Raw genomic sequence first — 22,642 nt, 5'->3', positions numbered from 1 at the left:
TGCGCCGCCCCCCGGTGTAACTACCCCCGATCCGCGGTGTGTTGGCCAGACACGGGAGAAGGGACCGAAACCCGTGGGTCCCGGTCCCTTCGTGGAACTGTGCCCGGCTAGGGGAGTCGAACCCATTGAGCCTACGGAGACGGCGAACCGAACCCTGAAGATCACGCCCAGCGCACCTAGCGCATTACCGGAGCCCTTCAGGAGTACTGCGGAACCGGTGGCCCCGTCAAGGCGCGCGCCTAAGCCTGGAACAGGGGCATGGCCACGTTGCGTTCCTGCTCCGTCAGGGCGAGGTCCGGCGCCACCAGGGCCGTGGTGGCGCCCTCCGCCGTGGTCTCGCTGACCCGCCAGAGGCGGTTGCCGAGCGCGGGGCGTTCCGAGACGGGCACGACGCGCACGCCCGTGGTGAACCGGGTGAGGCTGGAGTCGCGGACGACGAGGCGGGCGCCGCGCCTGCCGTGGACGAGGATGGCGTCGGTGGGGGAGCTCTCCAGGGCGCCGCGCCGGGCCAGGTCCGCCACGGTGCCCAGGATCGCGAGGCGCGAGGCGTCGGCGACGAACACCGCGTGCCGGGCCCGGTTGTAGACCGCGGGCAGACCGACCTGGATCACATTGCCGGAGATCATCACCTGCCCGGCGGCGGTGCCGCGCGCGGTGCCGATGTGGATGCCCTGCGCCGCCCCTTCGACGACGTTGTCGGTGACACGGGCGGTGGCCAGGGTGTGCCCGGCCAGGACGATGCCCTGCAGTGCCCCGCCCAACTGGGCGGCGGTGCCGGCCGCGACGAGGGTGTGCAGCCGTTCGCGCGGCGTCGCGTTGACCCGGGTCAGGGCCACGATGCGCCGGGCCGGGCCCAGGGTGAGCCCCGGAGTGCGGGCCATCAGCGCGGCGACATCGGCCTGCAGGCCCGCCCGGATCTGCGTCAGCTGGGGTCCGTAGCGGGTCGTGCTGAGGTCGGCGGAGATGCGGGCCAGTTCCGATGCGATCACTACGGGGGAGATCCTGATCGGCGTAGACGTGGGGACGTACTGGATGCGATTGCGGCTGACGAGCGCGGAGTTCGCGTCGAGGACGAGGATCCCGATCTGGCGCACCCCCACCTCCAACCGGTTGTCCTCGAAGGCCACTTCGGGCACGACACCGGCGCCGAACGGCCCGCGGAAGGTGAGGCAGGCCGCCGAACGGTCGTCCCCCGCGGTGTCCGCGCACGCCACGTCGCAGTCGCGCACCCGGACCTTGGTGCAGCCGGTGAAGGTCAGCGCGCCGTCGAGGTGTTCGGTGGTGGTCGGCGCGCCCTCGGCCCGGAGCCGGGAGACCTCGACCTCCGTACAGCCCTCGAAGAACAGCGCGCACTTGTCCTTGGTCGGGGCGAGCACGGTCGCGGGGCCGACGCCGGTGACGACGACCCGGTGGCGTCCGGTCACCCGGATCGGCTGGTCGATGACGAACCGGCCCGCCGCCAGGCACAGTTCACCGCCGGTCGACGGCAGCAGATCCATCGCCGACTGCAGATCCTCGCCGGGGAACGCGGTGACCGTGCAGGTGCCCCGGGGCAGCCGGGTCAGCTGGGGGAACTTGGGGCGGCCGTCCTCCAGGACGGTGTGCGTGGTGAAGTCGACGAGAGCCAGGGGCAAGGCCGTGTGCCGGGTGCCGTCCGGCGGCGCCATGGAGCGCGACTCCACGCCGCCCGCGGCATTGGGCCGCAGCCGCGCGCCCCACCAGTCGCCGGCCTGAAAGGTCCCGGCGAAGGACCTGAAGCGCAGCCCCAGGTCGACGCCGCGCACCACGGCGTGGACAGGCTCCGCCGCGCCCACGGACTGGCCGTCCCAGCGCCGTACCACCAGGCCCGCCGCGCGCTGCGGGGGAACGACGGGACGGTTCAGTACGAGGATGTCGCCTCCGGCGTCGGTGGTGACCTCCGTGACGGTGTAGAGCTCGCCGTGCGGCAGCCGGTCCGCGCGTCGGGCGCGCCAGCTCACCTCGACGAGGTCCTGTTGGGCGAATTTCACCGCGGGCGCCGTCGCCAGCGTCACCTTGGGTCCGTTGACCGCCGCGACGCGCGCGGTGGACGCGCCGTTGTCGGCGGCCCACGCGAAGCGGGCGGTGGTCTCGGAGCCGCCGTCCAGGACCTCGACCCGGAGCATCCCGTCGGGCAGCAGGCCGAGCGGATCGCCCGGCGGGTCGCAGGGGTCGGGGGTCGTGTCCGGGCTCTCCCGAGTGACGGTCAGCCGTCCGGTGGAGAGACGGGGGAAGAGGATGCCGGCCAGTGCCGCCCGGGAAGAGCCGGCCTGGGTCGGCGCGACCCTGACGCGGTAGCCGACCCGGGTGCGGGTGGCGGCGTCAAGCGGCTCGAGCGCGGGGTCGGCGATCTCCTCCCAGGCCTCGGCCGCCTGCAGGTGTTCGTCGAACACGTCCAGGTAGACCACCGCCCGGCCGGTGGACGGGACGGCCGGCGGAGCTTCCTCGTCACCGACGACCAACGGAGCGGGTGCGAAGGCGCACAGCCCCTCCGCCCAGATCCGCCCGGCCTGGACGATGAGCAGGTGGCCGCTCACGGGAAGCTGGACGAAGCGGACCTGGAACGCGTCGCTGCCCTCGGGCACCCCGCCCGGCGGGCCCACGAGATCACGGAACGCGTCGGCCGCCGCACGCGCCGCCGCGTCGACGTTGAGGTTCCACTCGTGGTCGAGGAGCACCCGGCCCTGCTGCATCCGCGCACCGGTCCAGCGCTCCGCGTCCCGCAGCGGGACCTTGGTGTAATCGCCGGTCATCGTTCCTCCCAGGGCGCGACGGACACCTCGGCGGTGAGGCCGAGAGGGGTGAATTCGCCGATCCGGCGGCGGAGCCGGCGGATCCGGGACGCGCGCCGGGTGCGGTGGTACGCGCCCACCTCGCCGCCGTCGCCCGCGGCGGACAGGAGCGGATGCTCGGGTTCCAGCTCCAGGCAGTAGTAGCCGGACGACTCGAACGCGTCGGAGACGAAGGCGGGGGCCGGTTCGGTGCGGGAGCGATACGTCGCCGGGTGCCGGGCCGGGGTGGAGAGTTCGCGCCCGAGGTAGCTGGTCCGGATGCAGCCTTCCTGCTGCTGTACGACGTCCACGCCGTCGGCGAAGACGCAGTCGCGGGCGTCGACGGCGTCCGCCCGGACCGGACCCGCGAACGTGACCGAGTCGGCGTGCAGCACCGGCCCGAAACGGTTCACCGCGCCGACCGCGTCCGTCGGCACGCCCTGGTCCGCCGGGCCGCAGGCGCGGAAGCGGCGCAGGCGGCCGTCGACCACGCACTCGGTCAACTCGACGGGGCGCACGGACAGTTCGGCACGGACCGGGCCGAGCACGCAGCGCGTGGCGGAGAGCGCAAGCTCCCAGGCGTCGCGGTGGGTCCGCAGCCCGCCCGCGCCCGGATCCATCGTGAGCCCTTCGAGGTGCAGCCCGGCGAGATGCTCCCCTGCGGTCAGCGAGCCCTTCAGGAAGAAGCCCTCCAGGCTGATGTGCGCCCCGGCGAGGTCGAGGCCGAGGTCGCCGACGACCACCGGGGTGACCAGGGGAGGGGCGACGATCCGCCAGTGGGGCAGCCGCGGGGTGAAGGACTGCGCCGGCGGCGCGGCCAGGCGGTCACCGGCGAGCAGCCGGATCTCCACGTCGGGTGCCCCGGCGACGGACTCCTCGGGTGCGAGCCCGGCGCTGCGGGCTTCGGCCAGCTGGAAGGCGTCGGTGAGGTTCGTCGCGATGCCGGGTCCGCCGGCCGTCGACACCTCGACCACCACGCGCGCCGCCGGGGCCGCGTCCGCGAGGGCGGCCAGCGCGCCCACCCGGCCCGGCACGGCCCGGTACCAGGTCGCCCAAACCGGCCCGTTGAGCCCGCTGCCGAGCTGCACGAACCCGCGCTGCGCGTCGACGAGCACCTGGGTCTCCGCGGGCGGGGCGGTGACGGTACCGGTGGCCGGCACACTCCCGAACCGCAGTCGCTCCCACGGGACGGGCCCCTCCTTGGTGGACAGCGCGATCAGCGGCGGCTCCGCGCCGGGCGGCGTGGCCAGCGGATGGTCGGCGCTCAGCGTCAGCGACTCGCCGTACGTGATGTCCCCGGGCCCGGCGAGCGCCTCCAGGACGCGGTACGTCGCCCGCGTCGGGGCGTCCGCCTCGTCGCCCGTCCGGTTGACCGGGTCCGCGCCCTCGGAGGCGACCCGTGCCTCGCGGGGCCGCAGATACAGGGGTGCGGCGATGCCCAGCGGATGCAGCGCGAAGCGGCCCTTGAGCGTCGACTGGTCGAACGGCGCCGCCTCCGTGTCCACCAACTGCCGTACGGACCAAGGCCAGACGACAGCGGTCACGGCCCGCGGCGTCCACGGCCCCGCCGGGCGCACCCCGCGCCTGCTCCGCTCGAAGGGCGTACCGAGCCGCCTCAGCGACGCCCGGTCCCGCAGGTCGAGCGACGCCGTCCGGGGCGGCGGCGGATGGCCCAGACGCTGCGCCCACAGCGTCGTCTGCCAGCCCTCGCCCACCCGCGCGATCAGTCCCGTCACGGCGAACGCGAAGTCCTCCAGGGCGGCCGGGGTGCCCTTGCGGCGCCGCAGCGCCACCGCGTGGGCGACCTCGAGCCGCTCGGCGTCCGGGCCGAGGCCGAGGAGCGCGCCGATGTAGGGCACCGCCCAGTCGGCGCAGCTGTCGATGAACAGGTCGTCGTACGCCCGCCGGATGTCGTCGGTGAGCAGCAGCCGCTGCCGGTCCACGGCCGCGAGCAGCGCGTCGAGGAGCCGGGGGCCGCCGGGTTCGGCCGCGTCCCGGAGCGCTGATGGCAGCAGGCGCGCGATCTGGTCCGCGTTCGGGGGCGGCGGGGTCTGGGTCATGGCTGTTTCACCGGGGTCGTTGATGTGCGGGGCAGGGAGTGGGGAGTTCGTGGTGGGCGGTGGGTGGGTGTGGGGTGCTGTGGTCCGGCGCGGTCCGTAGTACCGGTGGCAGCCGGGGCTCCATCTGGTCCGTCTCTGGGGGTGGTCGGGGTGTGGGTGTGGGTGTGGGTGAGTGGGTGGGGGGTGTGTTCTGGTGCGGCGCGGTCCGTAGTACCGGTGGCAGCCGGGGCTCCATCTGGTCCGTCTCCGAGGGTGGCCGGGGTGTGGGTGAGGGTGAGTGGGTGCGGGGTGTGCTCTGGTCCGCCGCGTCCCGTAGCACCGGTGGCAGCCGGGGCGCCATCGCGTCCGTCTCCGGGGGCGGCCGGGGTCCGGGTCATGGCTGCTCCACCCTGATCGTGAACTCCTCGGCAGGCACGACGAGTTCGTGGCGTTCGGCGAGGACACGTGCCGGGGACTCCGTGCCGACCTGCAGGACCGGTCCGGCCACGCCGAGCACGCCCGGCACGCCATGGACCACGGCCAGCACGTCGGAGCGGTCAAGGGCGCGGCCGAGCGGCCGCTCCAGCGGGTCCAGCGGTCCGCCGCGTGCCGTGAGCGCGGCTCGTACGGCAGCGGTCACCTCGGCGGGTACGCGGCGCGGATCCACGGATACGCCACAGGACAAGGGGATGCCGCGCACCACCGCCGCCGTGACGCACAGCGGCACCGTCACATCGCGCCCGGCGTCGAGGAACGCGGCGAGCGCCCGCAGCTCGTCCTCCGCCGGGGCCTTCGGCCGCCCGTCCGCCGCGAGCCGCAAGAAGGCGACATGTTCGCCCGTGCCGCCGCAGGCGCAGCCCGGCGGCCCCGCGCCGCGCCAGCCGGTGGCGTGGCTGACGCCGGGGAAGGCGAGCGCCAGATCGGCCAGGTCGGCGCGGGAGACCGCGCGGCCGAACGCCCGGGCCCGGCCCGGCGCGAGGCGGGCGATGCGCCGCTCGTCGTCCTGGTCGGCGCCCCCGCTGGCGGGCCCCGCACCGCGCACCCCCGTCACCCCCGGCACCCGGCCCAGCAGCGTGTCGATCGCCCCGGACGGCACCTCGCCCGCCGTGCCGCCGCCCGTGCGGTGCGTGGAGGTGACGTTGCCGCGCCCGGTGGGGAGCCGTGCCCCGGACGTGCCGTCGCCGAAGCGGACGCGCACCGATCCATCGGCGTCCAGGAGGCTGACGTAGGCCTCCGCGTCGCCCGCACCGAACAGCGAGGGAAGTTCCCGCCAACGCACTCCGCCGACCCGCACCTCAAGGCTGGAGACGATGCCGCCGTCCGCCGCGACGTCATGGGCGACCGGCGGCCTGGCCACCGCCAACTCCTGCCCCGGCAGCGCGGCGTCGCCGCTGCCCAGCGTGCCGGACTCGGTGCTGCCGTGCCGGAAGGCGAGGAGGTTCGCCGACGCGGGGGCGCGGCCGAGCGGGGCGCCGCGCACCGGGTCGCCTGCCGCGACGGTGAGGTCGAGGACCAGGCCGCCGGGGAGCGGCGGGTCGGCGGACGGCCCTTCGGGGACCTGCTCCTCCGGCGCCTCCTGATCGGCCGCTGCCGTGCAGGCGTACACCCGCCAGTCGGCGTCGGCAGGGCCCGTGCGCACGGCGATACGGGAGGGGACCGGGCCCGGAGCGGGGAACACCCGCACGCGCGCGGGCCCTTGGGCGCCGATCCGGTCAGGGATCTCATGGGTGCGGGCCACCACCCGGCGGTCCACGACATAGGCGGTCACAGGCCGCCCCGTGACCTGCGCGCCGCGCAGCGTGGCCACGTCGGCCGCGAACTCCAGACGGGACGCCCGGGTACGGGTGCCGGGCGCGGCCCGCCAGTCCACCGGGGTGTGGCGGTCGGCCCGCAGGATGTCGCAGGCGTCCGACTGCCAGTCGACGAGCGCGACCGTGCGCTGCGCGGACAGTTCCTCCAGGGCCGTGTCGAGGACGAGATGACGGGCGGAGAGTGGAACGTCGCCCGGCTTGTCGTAGAACTGGTCACCCAGCGGCACATTGGTCGCGCTCCCCGTCGCCGACAGATGCACCAGATCGGTGAGGCGCCGCGCGCCGCCCGCGGTGGCAAGGACCCGGTAGGCGGCGAACGGCGTCGTCTCCGGGCTCAGCAGCTCCTCGAGATCGCGGTCGAAGGTGACGACGACCGTGCCGAGATCCTCCGCCCGCTCCTCCACCACGGCCACCGCGACGGGCCGGCTCCGCGGGGTCTGCGCCAGACCGAGCAGCCGCAGCAGCCACAGCCAGTAGTCGAACCAGTCGAAGCCGGTCGGCAGCACCGGCACATCCGCCCCCCGCTCGGCCACGAACAGCACCCGGTCACCGGGCCGGAACCCCGGCTCGCGCAGGAACCGCATCGACCGCCCGGTCGGCAGCGCGGGCCGCGGCACCGGAGTCACCGTCAACCCGGCCCAGTCCGACCGCAGTTGGGTATCCCCCTCGACCTCAAAGGTCTGTGCATCCCGGCCGGGCACGGCGGGCGACTGCAGCCGCGTCCCTGCGGGCACCAGCGGCGAAGCGCCCCGGTCGGTGAGCGCGACGGCCCAGCCGCGCGCGGCCACCCGGGGGCGTGGCCGGAACCCCACCAAGGCGGCGATGCGCCGCAGGTCACGCCAGTCGGCCGCGGTGCCGATGAAGGCCTCGGCGGTGGTGAGCGAGGTGTAGGCGGCCACCCCGTCGGCGACGTACGCCCACAGCCGGGCCAGCGGCAGCGCGGCGGGATCCCCCTCGATGTCCCAGTCCCGCCCGAGCACCGGCGCCCCCGGCACGGGCCTGCTCTGTTCCACGTCCCGGATCAGGGCGGCCAGGAAGTCGTGAAAGGTGCCGATCGCACGGTCGGGCCGGGGCAACCCCGGTGCGGGCGTGGGAGGTTGAAGCGTGGGCGCGTGCTCGCCGCACGGGCGGCCGGGGGTACAGCTCATGAGTGACCTCGCGCGGTGTTCTCGTCGGGGCGGGCGGTGTCGGCGGGGTGTCGTGGGTGCTGTGTGGCGAGTGTCCTGTGTGCTGCTTCGCGGTGTCCGCTGCTGTTCCGGCTTGTGTCTCGCTCGTCGGGGTGGGCCGTCTCGGCCGGGTGTCGTGGGCACTGTGCGGCGGCCGCTCCGTGTGCCGCTCCGCGGTGTCCGCCGCTGCCCCTGCTCATGTCCCACCTGTCGGGGCGGGCCGTCTCGGCCGGGTGCTGTGGGTGCTGTGTGGCGAGTGTCCTCTGCGCTGCCTCGCGGTGTCCGCCGCTGCCCCCGCTCATGTCCCGCCCGTCGGGGTGGGCCGTCTCGGCCGGGTGTCGTGGGCACTGTGCGGCGGCCGCTCCGTGTGCCGCCCCGCGGTGTCCGCCGCCGTCCCCGCTCATGTCCCGCCCCGCACCGTGATGTCGAGACGGCCGCGCTCCGGCCGTGCGGGATCGTCGTCGAGCACGGGGATCTCGGCCGCCCCCACGCGGATCACCTCGTGCACCGTGCCGGGAGCTTCGCCGAGGCGGCGCGCTTCGAGCAGCTCGACCGCGTCGACGCCGGGGACCGCGGCGACGGCGGCCAGCGCCGCGGAGACGTACACCGGTTTGCCCAGTTCGAGGCGGGAGGGATGGAAGAGGCCCGGCCGCGCCGCGCCGCCGGGGCGCAGGGCCCGCAGCGCCGCCCGCCGGACGGCCTCGGGGTCGTTGCCGGGCAGCGCGCACAGCCGCAGGGCGATGAGGAGACCGACCGGCGCGCCCTCGGCGACCGTCGCCTCGGTCCCCAGCATGCGGACGTCCTCCAACAGCACGCCCAGAGAAGCCAGTCGGACCGCCCGGTCGGCCGCCGCGTCCGGGGCGTCGAGCAGGTCGACGACCGTACGGATCAGCGGCCAGGATCCCGATGTGCCGCGCTCGGCAGCCGCACCCTGCACGCCCGGCGCACGGGCGACCGCCACCGCGTGATCGGCGGTGGTCACCGCCCGGCGCGGGGTGACCGCGAACGCCTCGGGCGCGTCCCGGCGCACCACGTCCAGTGGAGCCGCGTCCCTGCCGCCCGTGGCGGGCAGCGGGTTGCGGGCCACGAGCGAGGGCACCGTCCGCCAGACCGGTGGCGCGTCGAAGCCCTGCGCCGCCGCGGTGTCGTGCTCAAGGAGGCGCAGCGCGTTCGCCGGTACGTTGCCCACCGCGCCGCCCCCGGTCTCGTACCGCGCCGCGACCCCGCCGGCCAGCGGCGGCAGGATCCCCACCGCGCCGGTGCGGAAGCGCAGCAGGGGCGGCTCGTGGTCCTCGAACTCCAGGACGCAGGCGAGCCGGCCGGGCGAGGTCACATCGAGCAGCGCCCGCACCAGGGCGACCTCGATCCGCGGTCCGGACGGCAGCGCGGCGCGGACCTCCATGCGGTACGGCACGCCGGAGGGCCGCAGGGCCACGCCCGCTCCGCCACGGCCGGGAATCCCCGCGGAGTTCAGCGTGTACGCGCCCGGCACACCGCCCTCCGCCGGCCGCAGCACCCCGGGGCCGCCGACAAGACGGCCGTGGTGCGCGGGCACGGCGTTGCCGCGTGCCACCGTCACCTCCGCGCCGCCCGCGCCCGTGTCCACCGACGCCGGATACGCCCGCGGCAGTGCGTCCGCCGCCGCCCAGCGCACCCGGTACAGGGGCAGCCCCGCAGCGGCCAGCGGATCGTGGAACTCGGCGACCTCGGTGAGCGTGACCGCGGCAGCGCGCCGGCTGGGCAGCGGCTCGCGGAACCGCGGCCGCCCGTCCGCGCCGACGGCGGGCCAGTCCGTCCGCGGCACCCGCGCCGCCCAGTCGCGGTGCCGGGCGATGTCCTCCGGGTCGACGACCTCGAAGACCAGGCGGTCCCCGGCGGTCAGCCAGGGAGCGCCCTGCGCACTGCTGGGCCTGGGGCGCACCAGGACGCATTCGGTGGCGCCCGCAGGCAGCCGGCACAGGTCCTCGCCCCAGTCGTAGAGGGCGATCTCACCGAGCCCCGGATGGACCGAACGGCCCTCCTCCAGGACGAAGCCGAGCCCGGCGCCCTCATCGGCCACCGCCGTGTCCCCGCGCGCCACTTGGACCGTGCCGCCGCCCGGATCGGCCTGGAGCAGGACGAGCGTGCGCGCCGCGGCCGACTCGGGCACCTCGTAGTCGACCAGGTGGGCATGGCGGCGCACGGACGTGCGCCGCCTGGCCGTCTCCAGATAGGCCTCGGTGGCCACCCGGTCCAGCTGATAGTGCATCAAGTCACCGACGTGCGCGAAGAGTTCGAGCACCGTGATCACCGGGTCGGCGGGCGACAGATCCGCCGTCGGGTCGTCCCGGCGCAGGAACTCCACGAGGGCCGCACGCAACGAACGCCAGTCCCGGGCCAGATAGTCGTGCACCGGCGAAGGATCCACCGGCGCCACGGCCTCCTCCGGCGTCGAACACGCCCCGGGATCCGGGCACTCCGTACGCAGCCGCACGGGCAGCCGCACCCGCAGCGGATCGAACGGCAGCGCCGGAAGCGCGGGATGCGCTCCGTCGGCGGGCCGCTCGGGGAAGACGGACAGAAGGTGCCGCCCGGCATCCGCCTGCCCGTTGATCCGCAGCTCAATGTGCGGCTGCGGCGCGGTGACCACCACCGCGGTCGCCACTTCCACCCGCCGCCCGCCGGCCGGCGGGCGCAGCTCCCAGCGGCGCGGCTCCGCGAGCGCGGCGGGCGGATCCGCGTACAGCCAGACGTCGACGGCGAATCCTCCCGGAACCGGCCGCGCGCCCGCCGCCCGCAGCCCGCGCGCCGCGGCCCCCGGGGCGCGCAGCCGGGCCGGGCGGTGCAGCGGGGGACAGGCGGGGAGCAGCGGTTCCTCGGTCATCGCGGTCAGGCCTCCAGCCGTGCCGAGACGCTCGCCGCCGGTCCCGGCGGGCGCAGCGGCCGGTAGTCGACGGTGACCTCAAGCGTGGCCTCGCCGAGCCGCGTCACCGTGATCCGGTCCACGAGGACGCGGCCGGCCAGCTCCCGCTCCAGGGCGCCCTTCGTCCGCATCTCCAGGAGCCCGTCCAGGAGTTGGGGCAGCGGCTCGAAGAGCGCCGAGGCCCCGAGGCCGGGGCCGAAGCCCGGCCGGTGCAGCCGCTCGGTGGCGCCGGTCAGGAGCACCAGACGTACGAGATCCGCCAGATGGCCCGCCTCGTCGGTGACCGCGAGGCGGCGTGCGGACGTCAGCCGCAGCGGATGCTCGGCCGCCGCGCTCATATCGCCTTCACCTTCGTCTGGAAGCCGCTGACCTGGGCGGTGCCCTGCGGCGCCCCGCCCGCGTTGACGCAGAGGGCCACCGAGTCGGACAGGAGCACCGCCTTGCCGCCCGCCTTCACCTTCGTCGCGGGCCGCTGCCACTCGACGCGCAGACAAGGGGAGGGGGTGCCGCCGATGGTGAAGGCGCAGCCGCTGATGGTGGTCGGGTCACCCGCCACGGCCACCTTCTTGCCGCCCACCAGGAGCGTCGACGACGGCGTCAGACGGCCGCTGCCGCCGTGCGGGCAGACGATGGTGATCCCCTCGTGGAGCAACTGACCCGGCACTCAACTCACCTCCAGGGAACCGCCGTTGAACGAGATCTTCGACGACGTCACCTCGATCTTCTGCTGCTTGAACTCGGCCGTGATGCCGTTCGCGTCCATCCGGATGACCGCTCCCGACGCCGCGGTGAGCCGCAGCGCCCGGTCGCCCGAAGGCTCGTCGATCAGCTCGACCTTGTGGCCGCCCGGCGTGATCAGGAGCACCACGTCCGGCCCCGCGCCCGGCACCCCGCCGCCGTCCGCCCACACCGCGCCCGACCACACGGGCACCCGGCTCACATCGCCCGCGGGCCATTCGACGAAGACCAGGCTCTTGACGGGCGGCACGGCGGCGAAGCCGACCCCGGGCCCCGCGAACGGCGAACTGGGCAGGCACCAGCCGGACGTGGCATCGCCGAGCACCTCGGGCACCTGGACCCGTACCCGGCACAGGTTCTTGGGGTCTTCGTTGTCGGTGACCGTGCCGATGTACCGGCCGTGGAACCGGTCCGTCATGGCCGTCCCCCCTCCCTCATCCCGGCCCTCACGGGCCGAACCCCGTGGCGCCCAGGGCGTTGCGCCGCAAGGTCACCTCCTGCCGGTGGGCCTCCAACGTCACGACGTGCCGCACCCGGTCCACCAGATAGTCGCCGGACAGGACAGGACCCAGGCCCCGCACCAGGACCGTGCGCCGGGCCCGCAGCAGCAGCCCGGTCCGGTCGGTGTCCACGGCCGCGGTGAGCGTCACGCCGTAGGCGCTGTGCCGCGCCCGCCCGGAGGCCGCCTGCCGCACGTCCACCTCTCCGGCCGCGTCCTGCGGCGCGAGCAGCTCGGTCGCCCGGGCGGAGAGGGACACCTCGGCCATCGCCTCGTCGTCACCCGCGGCGTCCGCCGTGACGGCGGCGGTCGCGAGGGGCGGCGTCCGCCGGGCGATCACCCGCCGCCCGGCAAGGAGGTCGACCCGTATCTGAGCCCGGTGGGCGTCCCCGCCGAAGCCGAGCGCCAGCTCGCCCTGCGGCTCGGCGAGCGGCGCGGGCGGATGGAAGTGACCGGTCACCTGCCCACTGTCATCGGCCTCCAGATACGCCACGTACCCCCATTTGACGGCCAGTTCGCGTACGAAGGACCAGTCCGTGCCCCGCTGCATCACGGTGTGCACGTCCGGGTCGAACCCGGCCGGGGTCGACGCGACCTCCGCGCGCAGTTTGTGCTCGGTGAAGATGGTCTCGGCCATCGCGCTGTCCCGCTGCCCCGGCCAGGCGACGGCCTTCTCCTCGCGGTCCAGGTCCAGGCTGCGGTCGATCGCGAGGACGGTGAGCGTGGAGCGCCCCTCGGCGTCCAGGTCCCACACGGCCCGTGCGGAGTAGCCGTCGAACCGGTAGCTCCTGCCGTCCCGTTCGAGGCGCACGGCAAGCGGCGTACGCGGCGTGACGAGCGGATCGAGGAGGCTCGGCCAGCCGCCGCTCGCGTCCGGGTCGACGCGCATCGTGACCATCGCGGCGTCCGCTTCGTCGGTGGCCTCCTCGGCGCGCACCTCGATCAGCGCGTCCAGCGTGTCACGGTCGGCTTCCGTGCCGTCGATCTCCAGGAGCATCCGGGTGGTCGCCACGGTCAGCCTCCCGGCAGGTCGACGGCGACACCGGGGGTCTCCAGACGGGTGGCGTCGGCGAACGGATTGGCGTCCGCGATGCGCCACCACTGCGTGGAGTCGCCGATGAGTTCCGCCGCCATCAGGTCCAGACGAGCACCGGGGGCCGTCAGCATCTGCCCGCCGGGCGGCGGCGCGGGTACGGTCCGCGGTGCCGACATGGTGCGTACGGTGCCGTCGGGCAGCGTCACGGTCAGCGGCGACTGGCGGGCGTAACGCGAGGTGGGATCCATGCCGCCGCTCACCCGCCGAGCTCGGACATCTGCGGCAGCTGGAGCACGGCCTTGACCTCGCGAAGCCCCTGGTAGAAGTCGGCGGCCAGCCGTGCGAGCCGGTCGTCCTTGGGGAGTTCGGCCCTCAGGAGAACGGTGAGTCCCAGGTCCGCGGTGGCGTGCACCGGGTTGAGCGCGCTGTCGAACGCGGTCTCCTGGATCGTCAGTGACTTCAGGGTGACCGGAGTGATCCGCCCCGGCCCCCACACGAACAGCGCGAGCGGCAGCCGCCCCGCCGGGATCGCGGTGCCCTTGGCCGCCCCGGGAAGGCGCGGCAGGATCTGGCCGCCGACCGGCTGCATGAGCATCTCGATCGCCGCCAGGCGCGGCGCGATGCCGAACGCCATCGTGATGGCGCCTTCCTTCTCCAGGCCGTCGGTGGCGTCCAGTTCGAGTTTCAGCGCGTACGTCTCCCTGGCGGGCTGCGCCGCGACGCCACCGCTCGCCGCTGCGGGGCCGGTCAGGACGCGGGTGACGTTCACCGGGTTGTACTGGAACGACACGATCACCGGGACGAGCCCGAGCAGCGGGTCGGCGTACGACAGCAGCATCCCCTTGGTCAGCGCCATGCCCCCGCCTCCCGCCGTACGTGCGCGGCGACGGCCTCGGCGACGGTGGCCTCCGAGCCGTCGGGAACGGGGCGGCCCGCGAGCCGGGCGGCGATCAACGGCCGCAGCAGAAAGGGATCGGGGGCTGCCGGGACCTCAACCGTGATGTGGTGAGGACTGTCGGGACCGCTGGCTCCATTGGGCCCGTTGGGTTCGCTAAGTCCGTTGCGTTCGTTGGGTTCGTTGGGACGATCGGTCATGCCGTCTCCTCCGCCCAGACCTTGCCGAGCTTGTCGTATTCGCGCCGCAGCGCGTGGGTGAGATGCGCGGGCCGCACCCGGCCGCCGTCCGCCGCGGCGAGGAACGCGGCGGCGAGCGCCGCGTTCTGCACAGAGCCGCCCGCTAGTTCCCGCCGTGCCAGGGCGTCCACGTCCAGGCCGTCGCACGGCGTGCCCTTGGGGAACGCGCGCCGCCACAACTCGCGGCGCAGCGCCCGGTCCGGCACCTCGAAGCGGATCGAGAAGCGCAGCCGCCGCAGGAACGCCTCGTCGAGGGCCTGCTGCTTGTTCGTCGCAAGCACCACAAGGCCCGTGAAGGTCTCCACGCGCTGCAGCAGGTAGTTGACCTCCAGGTTGGCCCAGCGGTCGTGGGCGTCACGCTGTTCCGTGCGCTTGCCGAACAGCGCGTCGCACTCGTCGAAGAACAGCAGCGCGCCGCAGCGCTCCGCGTCGTCGAAGGCGCGCGCCAGGTTCTTCTCGGTCTCGCCGATGTACTTGGAGACGACCGCCGACAGATCGATCCGGAACAGGTCCTGGCCGAGCCCGTTCGCCAGCGCCTCGGCCGCCATCGTCTTCCCGGTGCCCGGCGGCCCCGAAAGGAGCACCGCCACACCCTGACCGCGCGGCAGCCGTCCGCGGAAGCCCCACTCGTCCAGGACCACGTCCTGCAGGGCGACATGGGCGATCACCTCGTCGAGCTGGGCCCGCACATCGGGCGGCACGACCAGGTCGTCCAGGACGAAGCAGGGCGTCAACAGGTCGGCCAGGCGCCCCAGTTCATGGCGCGGCAGGTTCCGCGCCGCCCGCCACACGTCGTCCACGGTCCACTCCCGTCCGGCCGCTGCCGCCTCCGCGCGCGCCTGCGTCAGGGCGACGCCGGCCTGCCGGCCGTCGAGGGTCAGCCGGGCGCCGAGCCGTCGTCCCTGCGCGCGCGCCTCCTCGGGCGCGAGCCCGGCCGCGCCGAGTGCCGTCTCCCACACCGCGGCGCGATCCGCCGGGGAACGCCGCGGCACAGGCACCACTTGGGCGCCGCAGGGATCGGAATCGGCGCTGCCGCAGGCGATCAGCGGGCCGTCGCCGGGCATCCAGGCGAGCGCGGGCAGCCGGTCGGCGGGCAGCACGGGTACGTACCCGCCGAAGCGCGCGGCGAGACGCACCTCGGGGTCACTCAACTCTCCTGCGTCGAGGGGGAGTTGACCGATCTCCGTTGCCGACTCGTACGCGATCCTGGTGAGGTCTCCGGCACCGCGTAGGAGGACGGCGCCGTCGCCGAGCAGCGCGGCGACGCGCGCGCTGCCGGCAGTGCCGTCACTCGGGCGCGGCGCGGCACCGGGGAGCGTGAGCCCCGCGAGGAGCCGACGAGCCGTCGCCGTGAGGGCGAGCGGACCCCGGGGGCCCGCCCCAGGGACGAGGACGCCGAGCCGGACCAGCGGATCGGCGGGCTCCCAGGAGGGCGGAGGCGCCGCGCCGAACGGCAGCAGCGCGAGGCGAAGCAGCGCGGCGGAGGCGTGGCGCAGGGCACCGTCGTCGTGCCCGCAGCCGAGGAGCACGCCGAACTGCGGGTCGGTCTCCGCCCACCAGACGGCCGCGGTGGTCAGCCGCTCGACGGGATCGAGGTCGAGGGCGGCGCACAGCCGGGCGTACGGCTCGCCGCTCGTCGCGGACGCCACGACGCCCGCGAGGTGGGTTTCGAAGTGCCGCCGGGCCGCCTCGTCAGCGGGCGGCGGTGCGCCGACGGTTCCGAAAAGGCCCTGGAGGTCCGTGCCTTCGGAGGCCGGCCCCCACACCGCTCGCAACCGGCCGAGGTAGCCGCCGAGCGCACAGCACAGCGCGTCGAGCGCGGAAGCGAGTGCGGAGTCCGGGGCGGGTACGGGGGTGGGGGCCATGCTCATGACCGCACCTCCACCGGGCGGGGCCGGCCCGCCAGACGCCGGCAGCGCAGCGAGACGACCGGACGGCCGGGCAGGTCCGGCACGTCGAAGGTCACCGAGGTGGGAGTGACGGCTTCGACGGGGACCGCGACCCCGTCGAAGAAGAGCTCGGTGCCGGGGGCGCAGTGCGCGGTCGTCAGGGTGACCCGTTCGCCCACGGTCAACGGCCCGTCCCCGGGCACCGATACGACGACCGGTGCAACGGCGAGCGCGACCGGACCGTGCCTCACGGTCAGCCCGTCGGTGCGCCGGTGTACCACCAACTCACGTACGGCGGGCACCAGATCATGCCTGGGCAGCCGCAGCGTGAACGCCTCTCGTTCCTGCCCGACCACCGCCATCGACCACCCGAGCGGACCCTGCCCCGGCGGATCGCCCGGCTCGGCCGAGAGGAGGAACAGGTCGCCGGGAACGGCCCCTTCGACGCGCACGGAGGCCGTCTCGTCACCGCCGATCCGGTCGGGCCTCGGCGCGTCGAGCCGTGGCCCCGCGGAGGTGACGGACAGCGTGCGCACGGCGGACACCGGTGGCCCTTCCGTGTGTGTGCGCTGCGGCTCGATCACGACCAGACTCACGGTGTACGCCACGGAGAGCCGCAGCGGTTTTGTGGAGGCCGTCCAGAGCTTCGCGTAGTTCTCCAGGTCGAACTCCTCCAGCGTGATGCGCAGGGGCTCGACGAGAACAGGCTCGGGATCCGGCAAGAACGGTGACCCGGCGCCGACTATGGGACTCTCGTGCAGCCGGCGCATCACGGCGGCGAGCGAGGTGTGAATGATCTGCTCGGAGTCGCCGCCGGTGGTCGGCGTCGCCCCGTACGCGCTGAGCAGATAGTGGAGTTGCAGGGCGAGCGGCGGAGCACCCATGGAGGTACGGCTGCCGGCACCCGGGTGCTCCATGGAACGGAATGCGGGGTTGGGAGAGACCCGGTACAGAAACCAGTTCAACCGGGGCCCGGGATCGTCCCGGTCCAGCGGCCCCACGGTGACGGAGGGCTTGACACTGATCCCGGCATCGACGAACCCCGCGTCGGTGAGCCGCTTGAGCGTCTCGTCGACGGCCATGAACGCGTTGGCCGGCGTCACCATGACCCACCGTGCCGGGACCGGCCCTGCCGACGGTCGGCCAGGGAGGCGAAGGGGTCGGGGGAGGGTCCTGCGGGGGCCGCGGGGGCCACGACGGTGATCTGCCCGATATGAACATCGGGGACTTGGCTCGCGGCCGCGTGATCGGATACGTGGGTGGAATGCGACACCGCCGGTTCGCCCGCGCGAGGCGATCGCTCGGGAGAAGCCGGGGGGAACGGGGCACGGCCCGCGTCCCCGAACAGCGAGGCACCCGCACCACTACCCTCCGCCGCGCGACCGGCGGAGGCCGCCCGAGCGAGGAGTCCGACATGGCCGAGGGGACCCTCTGAGCCACCCGGTTTGCGAGCCTCACCGGGGCTACCGGCGCCGTCCGGCTTGCGGGCCTCGCCGGGGCTACTGGTGCCGCCCGGCTTGCGGACCCCGCCGCGGCTACTGGTGCCACCTGATCGGCCGGGACCGCCAGACGCATGGCTTCCGGCGTCGGCCTCTGCCATGGCGCGGGCGACCGAAGGGTCGGGACCGCCAGAGGCATGGCCCCCGGCGTTGGCCCCTGCCATGGCACGGGCGCCCGATCGGCCGGGGCCGCCAGACGTATCGCCCCCGGCGTCGGCGTCGGCCTCGGCTACGGTGCGGGCGACCGAATGGCTGGGATCGCCGGAGGCATGGCTTCCGGTGTTGGCCTCTGCCATGGTGCGGGCGACTGAACGGCCGGGATCACCAGACGGATGGCCCCCGACGTTGGCCCCTGCCACGGCGCGGCCGTCGGCCCCGGCTTCAGCAGCGCTCCCGGATTCGGACCTGCTTCCGGCAGCGGTCCCGGGGTCGGGCCTACTCCCGGCACTGGTCCGGGATTCGGACTTGGCTCCTGCACTGGCCCCAGGTTCGGACTTGGCCCCGGCGCTGGTCCCTTCAGCAGCGGTCCTGGGCTCGGGCCTGTTTCCGGTAGCGGTCCCGGCTCCGTCCCCTGTCCCGGCCTGAGTGCTGGGCCGGGGCGCGACTGCGGTTCCGTTTCCGCGATCCGTCGCGAGCTGGGTACTGCTTCGGGTGTTGGCTCCGGTGCTTGCCCGGTCGCCGGTCGCGGCTCCGCCATCTGTCGCGAGCTGAGTACCGTTTCGGGTGTTGGCTCCGGTCCTCGCCCGGTCACCGGGCGTGGCTCCGGTCCCTGCTCCGTCACCCGTCGCGAGCAGAGTACTGCTTCCTGTGCTGGCTCCCGTCCTTGCCCGGTCGCCGGTCGTGGCTCCGGTCGAGGCTCCGCCATCTGTCCCGAGCTGGGTACTGCCCTGGGTGTTGGCTCCGGTCCTCGCCCGTTCGCCGGTCGTGGTTCCGGTACCGGCTCCGCCATCCGTCGCGAGCTGAGTACTGCCCTGGGGCCTGGCTCCGGTCCCTGCCCGGTCACCGGTCGCGGCTCCGTCACCCGTCCCGAGCTGAGTACTGCCCTGGCTCCTGGCCCAGATCCCCGTCCCAGCCCCTGCACCGGTCCCTGCTCCAGCCCCTGCCCCTGCCCCTGCCCCTGCCCCAGCGCCGCTCCCTGCCCGGTCGCCGGTCCCAGCCTCGTAACCCGTCCGGGCCTCCGTGCCGGTCCCTGCCCGGCCGCCAGCTGCGGTCAGGAGCCGGCCCGCCCTCTTCTCGGCTCCGCTCCCAGCGGCCGCCGCGCCGGTCCCGGTTCGTGCGCCGACCCCGGCTTCGCTCCCCACTCCTGTGGCTGCCCCCGCCTGGGCCGCTGCCAGGGTCCCGCCCGCAGTCCCGGCGTCGGCCCCCGCTCCCCAGCGCTCGACTCCACCGCCCGTCGCGGACCAACTCCCGGCTTCGGCTTCGGACATGGCCGGGATGCCGGCACGGGCTCCGGCCATGCTCCCGGTCCGGCTCCTCCCGCCCGGAGGCGCGGCGGTAAGTCGGTTCCAGCCTTCGGTGGCCGCACCGGTGCCGCCGGTCCCGTCCGGAGGCCCGGAAGCAAGTCCGTTCCACGTTCCAGTGACCGCGCCGGCCCAGCTCCTCCCGGCCACAGAAGCGGCATCGAGCCCGCCTCGCGCTCCGGCCCCGCCGTCGGTCTCGGTCTCACCACCGGTTCTTCCGGGCCCTGCCCTCGCGCCCATGTCGACCCAAGGGGACTCGCCGTCATGAGCCCAGCCCTGAACGGCGGCCTCCCCGCCCCGGCGAGTTGGGGCGGCACCGGACCCCACTTCCCCCCGCGCACTCCTCGCCCCGGTCCCCTCGCTCCACGGAACCCCGCCAGGCCCAAGCCCAAGCTCATGCCCAAGCCCAAGTCCCCCGTATCCGCCCCACGCGGGAGCCCCCCGCACTCCCTCCCGCCCCGCCCGCGAAGTCATCCGGAGCAGGCTGCCGCCCTCCTCGCCCCCAGTCACCTCAATCGCCCCCCACAGCTATCGCGGCCAACCGGCGGCGCCTGGTGCGGGGGAGGGCCTCGATTGTCGCGAGGTCCCAGCCGTACGCGGAGGCCAGTACGTGGACGTCGTGGTCCAGTTCGTCAAGGAGGGCCAGCAGGCCCCGCAGCACCAGCGTCTGGACGTCGACCGGGTGCTCCACCTCTCTGCCGCAGGCGGGGCAGTCGAAGGTCAGCGGTCCTGCGAGCGAATCGTCGATCAGCTCGAAGTCGTGGGGGGCCGGGGCACGTTCGGGGATGCCCACCGTGCAGCGGCGCAGCAGCTCCGCCCGCCCCGCGGCATCCGGCGGCAGGTCGAGGAGATCGCCGTACGTGGGCTGGCGCAGGCCTCCCGCGCGACCGAGCACCGCGGTGCGGGGCCGGGCCGGCGGGACGGTGTCGGGGCCGAGCCGTACCGTGCTGAACTCCCCGCAGCCACAGGCCAGTACGGGCTCGATGTCCCGGCCGGTGAGCTCGCGGTGCAGGGCGAGGAGCAGCCGGTCACCCGTGGCGACGGGCAGCTCCGCCGGGTCATGTCCGGCGGCGGTGAGGAGCGCGATGACCTGGCCGAGCTCGGTCGTCCGCTCCCGCGCAGCGGCCAGCGCGGAGAGCACGGCGAGCTCGGCATCAAGTGGGGAGGGCGTCATGGCCTACGGCTCCGCCGGTGTGACCCAGGCGGTGTCGCGGTCGAAGGTCTCGAAGGCCAGCTTGATGGTCTCGATCGCCACGGCCGCGGTGGCCGCGTCCAGCTGGGGGAGCGCCGTGTACTCCGAGACCCAGCACCGGTTGAGCTTGTACGAAAGGACCTTCTGCTGGGCTTCGTTGTAGAGGTCGACCACGACATCCTTGCGGAAGTCCTTGAGCGACATCGGGCTGCCGATGGCGTGCACCTTGTTCGCCCAGGCCTCGAACTCCCGGTCAAGGGTCACCCCGCGCTCCAGGGTCACGTCGTCGTAGCTGGTCACCCCGGGGCTCTTGCGCTGCCGTGCCGGATCGGAGCCGTCCCGGTGGGCGACCACCGTGGTCTTGCGGCTCAGCGGGCCCATCTTGGACAGTCCTGCCACCGTGCGCCCGTCCCACAGCACACGGAACATGAAGCTTTTGTAGGGGTCGAAGCGGTCGACGCCGCCGACCTTGAAGGGCGCCACGTCATGCCTCCAGTTGCGAGATCTGAGTGATCGTCACGATCACGAACTCCGCGGGCTTCAGCGGTGCGAACCCGACGACGACATTGACCCGGCCCAGATCGATCTCCGACTGCGGATTGACGGTCTCGTCGCAGGTCACGAAGAAGCTGTCGCCCTCGGCACGGCTCGTACTCTGCTGGAACGCCCCCTGCTCGAAGAGCGTGCGCAGGAAGGACGTCACCGCGAGCCTCAACTGGGTCCACAGATCGGGGTCGTTGGGCTCGAACACCGCGAACTGCGTGCCCAGATAGAGCGATCCCGCGATGAAGTCCGTCAGCCGTCGCACCGGTACGTACTTGAAGTCCGAGCTCTGGGTGTCGGCCCCCTTGAGCGTCCGCGCGCCCCACACCACGGCCCCCGCCCCCGGGAACGTACGCAGCACATTGACGCCTCGCGGGTTCAGTACGCCGGACAGCGCGTCGTCGGTGGGCACGTCGAGCCCGGCGATGCCCGCGAGGGGCCCGTCCGCGAGACCGGCGGGCGCCTTCCACACCCCGCGTCCCGCATCCGTGCGGGCCATCACCCCGGCGACCGCCCCGCACGGCGGCAGGCTCAGCGTCACCGGGAGGCCGCCGGGCCCGGTGTCGATCATGGTGACGCGCGGATAGTAGAGCGCGGCATGCTCACCGAGCGCGGGCAGTCCGCCGAGGCCGGGTGCCGGGCTCACCGGCCAGTCCCGGGGTGTGTCGACGATCAGGAAGGCCCGCTCGCGCGTGCAGTGCGCCATCGCCTCGGTCAGTTTCTGGTTGTTCACCAGCGTCGTGGGCTTCGTCAGGTCGGACGCGGGCAGGTCGGGCAGGCAGAGCAGGTTGAACCGGGGGAATTCGAGGGTGCCGAAGGCGTAGATGCCGCCGACGCCGGACGAAGGGACGACGCTGTCGGCGGAGAACGTGCCGTTCGCGCCGCCGGCGAATCCGATCGGGCCCGATGTGGTCTCGTTGGGCCGGATGCCGGCCGCACCGGACAGCTCGATGCCGCCCCAGGCCCGGCCGAGGCCGAGTGTCTGCGACGCGTCGTTCTGCGCCGCGGGCAGCACGGTGATGCAGCGGTCGGCTCCGCCTCCCGTGGCAGTGGTGGTGAGCTCGAACCGGTTGTCGGGCGTGGGGATGTTCGTCTTCGATGTGAGCTGAAGGCCGGCGCCCTGGGCGGCGGCGTCGATCGCGTTGCGCACCTCGGTCTTGGTGCGGTCGGCGGGCGCCGCGAAGGGCAGCACCAGATCGACGGCGGGTCCGTGGTCGACCGAGACCCGCAGGGTCGCGTTGGCCGCCCCGAGCCTGACCGTCGAGGCACCGATGTCGATGCCGCGCGACACGGCCTGGTCGGTGGTGGTCTGCGCGCCGGACGCGAGCGCGGTCGTGACGAGTGCGGAGTCGGCGAGCACCCGCGGCGCGAAGCGCGGATGGGCCGTGGCCATCGAAAGCCCGGTGTACGCCTCCTCGGCGAGCACGGCCGATTCGCCGGTACGCGGGTCGGGGCCCCGCAGCCGCACGGTGATCCCGAACTGGTCCTGCGGATTGTCGGACGTGCCGTAGGAGACGACCGCCTCCATGCCGGTGCCGCCGAGCTTGTTGGCCCACGATCCCGCTCCGCGCGCGGTCAGCACGATCCGTGCGGGCGGCGGGCTGCCGGTGCCGCCGAGCAGCGTCACGGAGGCGGCGGGCGCGGGGCTGACGGTGGTGCCCACGGTGACCGTGCCGACGACCCGCACCACCACGGCCTGCGAACCGCCGTTGGCGAAGAACATCTGCACCGCGTGCCCCATGGGCCGGGCCTCGTCCCAGGGCGTCCCGAAGGTGCGTACGTACTGTGCGAGCGAGGTGACCGGCACCGGCACGTTCACCGGCCCCCGCCGGGCCTGCCCCACGAAGGCCGCAACCGATGTGGCGACACCGGCGATCGAGTGCGCGCCGGAGGGGACCTCCTGAACATAGACACCTGGATACGAAGTCTGCACAGGCATCGCGTG

Annotated in this window: 16 protein-coding genes; all 16 read right to left on the bottom strand. The window is 74.1% G+C overall.

The genetic code is table 11. The annotated features are described in order from the left end of the window. Positions 1–239: 239 nt before the first annotated feature. Positions 240–2,771, bottom strand: coding sequence for a DUF6519 domain-containing protein (locus tag AB0G47_RS16545; protein ID WP_360769631.1), 2,532 nt, complete (start codon positions 2,769–2,771; stop codon positions 240–242). Further along, the gene (locus tag AB0G47_RS16540) at positions 2,768–4,849 is read right to left on the bottom strand and encodes a hypothetical protein (RefSeq protein WP_360769628.1); all 2,082 of its coding nucleotides are present in this window, start codon (positions 4,847–4,849) and stop codon (positions 2,768–2,770) included. The genes AB0G47_RS16545 and AB0G47_RS16540 overlap by 4 nt, the downstream gene beginning before the upstream one ends. A 373-nt stretch (positions 4,850–5,222) precedes the next feature. After that, the gene (locus AB0G47_RS16535; RefSeq protein ID WP_360769625.1) at positions 5,223–7,787 is read right to left on the bottom strand and encodes a baseplate J/gp47 family protein; all 2,565 of its coding nucleotides are present in this window, start codon (positions 7,785–7,787) and stop codon (positions 5,223–5,225) included. 418 nt (positions 7,788–8,205) lie between these two features. Continuing rightward, positions 8,206–10,668 (bottom strand): hypothetical protein, encoded by a 2,463-nt coding sequence (locus tag AB0G47_RS16530; protein ID WP_360769622.1) that lies wholly within the window; start codon positions 10,666–10,668, stop codon positions 8,206–8,208. 5 nt (positions 10,669–10,673) lie between these two features. Beyond that, positions 10,674–11,045: a hypothetical protein gene (locus tag AB0G47_RS16525; protein ID WP_360769619.1), complete on the bottom strand. Its 372-nt coding sequence runs from the start codon at positions 11,043–11,045 to the stop codon at positions 10,674–10,676. Then, positions 11,042–11,371, bottom strand: a complete 330-nt coding sequence (locus AB0G47_RS16520) for a hypothetical protein (protein ID WP_360769616.1) — start codon at positions 11,369–11,371, stop codon at positions 11,042–11,044. Before AB0G47_RS16520 ends, AB0G47_RS16525 begins: the two co-directional genes overlap by 4 nt. After that, positions 11,372–11,863: a phage baseplate assembly protein V gene (locus AB0G47_RS16515; RefSeq protein ID WP_266873700.1), complete on the bottom strand. Its 492-nt coding sequence runs from the start codon at positions 11,861–11,863 to the stop codon at positions 11,372–11,374. A 28-nt stretch (positions 11,864–11,891) separates the two neighbouring features. Further along, positions 11,892–12,956 (bottom strand): hypothetical protein, encoded by a 1,065-nt coding sequence (locus AB0G47_RS16510; RefSeq protein WP_360769613.1) that lies wholly within the window; start codon positions 12,954–12,956, stop codon positions 11,892–11,894. Between the two features lie 2 nt (positions 12,957–12,958). Then, positions 12,959–13,228 carry a hypothetical protein gene (locus AB0G47_RS16505; RefSeq protein WP_360769610.1) on the bottom strand — a complete coding sequence of 90 codons (270 nt, stop codon included), beginning with the start codon at positions 13,226–13,228 and terminating at the stop codon, positions 12,959–12,961. Positions 13,229–13,236: 8 nt separating this feature from the next. After that, positions 13,237–13,836: a hypothetical protein gene (locus tag AB0G47_RS16500; RefSeq protein ID WP_360769607.1), complete on the bottom strand. Its 600-nt coding sequence runs from the start codon at positions 13,834–13,836 to the stop codon at positions 13,237–13,239. After that, positions 13,827–14,075 (bottom strand): hypothetical protein, encoded by a 249-nt coding sequence (locus AB0G47_RS16495; RefSeq protein WP_360769604.1) that lies wholly within the window; start codon positions 14,073–14,075, stop codon positions 13,827–13,829. The genes AB0G47_RS16500 and AB0G47_RS16495 overlap by 10 nt, the downstream gene beginning before the upstream one ends. Then, complete coding sequence (locus AB0G47_RS16490) at positions 14,072–15,985, bottom strand: ATP-binding protein (protein WP_360769601.1); 1,914 nt, start codon at positions 15,983–15,985, stop codon at positions 14,072–14,074. Before AB0G47_RS16490 ends, AB0G47_RS16495 begins: the two co-directional genes overlap by 4 nt. After that, positions 15,982–17,109: a DUF4255 domain-containing protein gene (locus AB0G47_RS16485; protein WP_360769598.1), complete on the bottom strand. Its 1,128-nt coding sequence runs from the start codon at positions 17,107–17,109 to the stop codon at positions 15,982–15,984. Before AB0G47_RS16485 ends, AB0G47_RS16490 begins: the two co-directional genes overlap by 4 nt. A gap of 2,364 nt (positions 17,110–19,473) precedes the next feature. After that, positions 19,474–20,136, bottom strand: a complete 663-nt coding sequence (locus AB0G47_RS16480) for a hypothetical protein (RefSeq protein ID WP_360769596.1) — start codon at positions 20,134–20,136, stop codon at positions 19,474–19,476. Positions 20,137–20,139: 3 nt separating this feature from the next. Next, on the bottom strand, positions 20,140–20,637 hold the full coding sequence (locus AB0G47_RS16475) for a phage tail protein (protein ID WP_360769593.1): 498 nt from the start codon (positions 20,635–20,637) through the stop codon (positions 20,140–20,142). Position 20,638: 1 nt separating this feature from the next. Beyond that, positions 20,639–22,636: a phage tail sheath C-terminal domain-containing protein gene (locus tag AB0G47_RS16470; RefSeq protein WP_360769590.1), complete on the bottom strand. Its 1,998-nt coding sequence runs from the start codon at positions 22,634–22,636 to the stop codon at positions 20,639–20,641. Positions 22,637–22,642: the final 6 nt, after the last annotated feature.

This window comes from Streptomyces sp. NPDC021622, assembly GCF_040640795.1.
Taxonomy (GTDB): Bacteria; Actinomycetota; Actinomycetes; order Streptomycetales; family Streptomycetaceae; genus Streptomyces.
The sequence above is the reverse complement of the archived record's forward strand: the minus strand, read 5'-3'. Positions and strand labels throughout refer to the sequence as shown.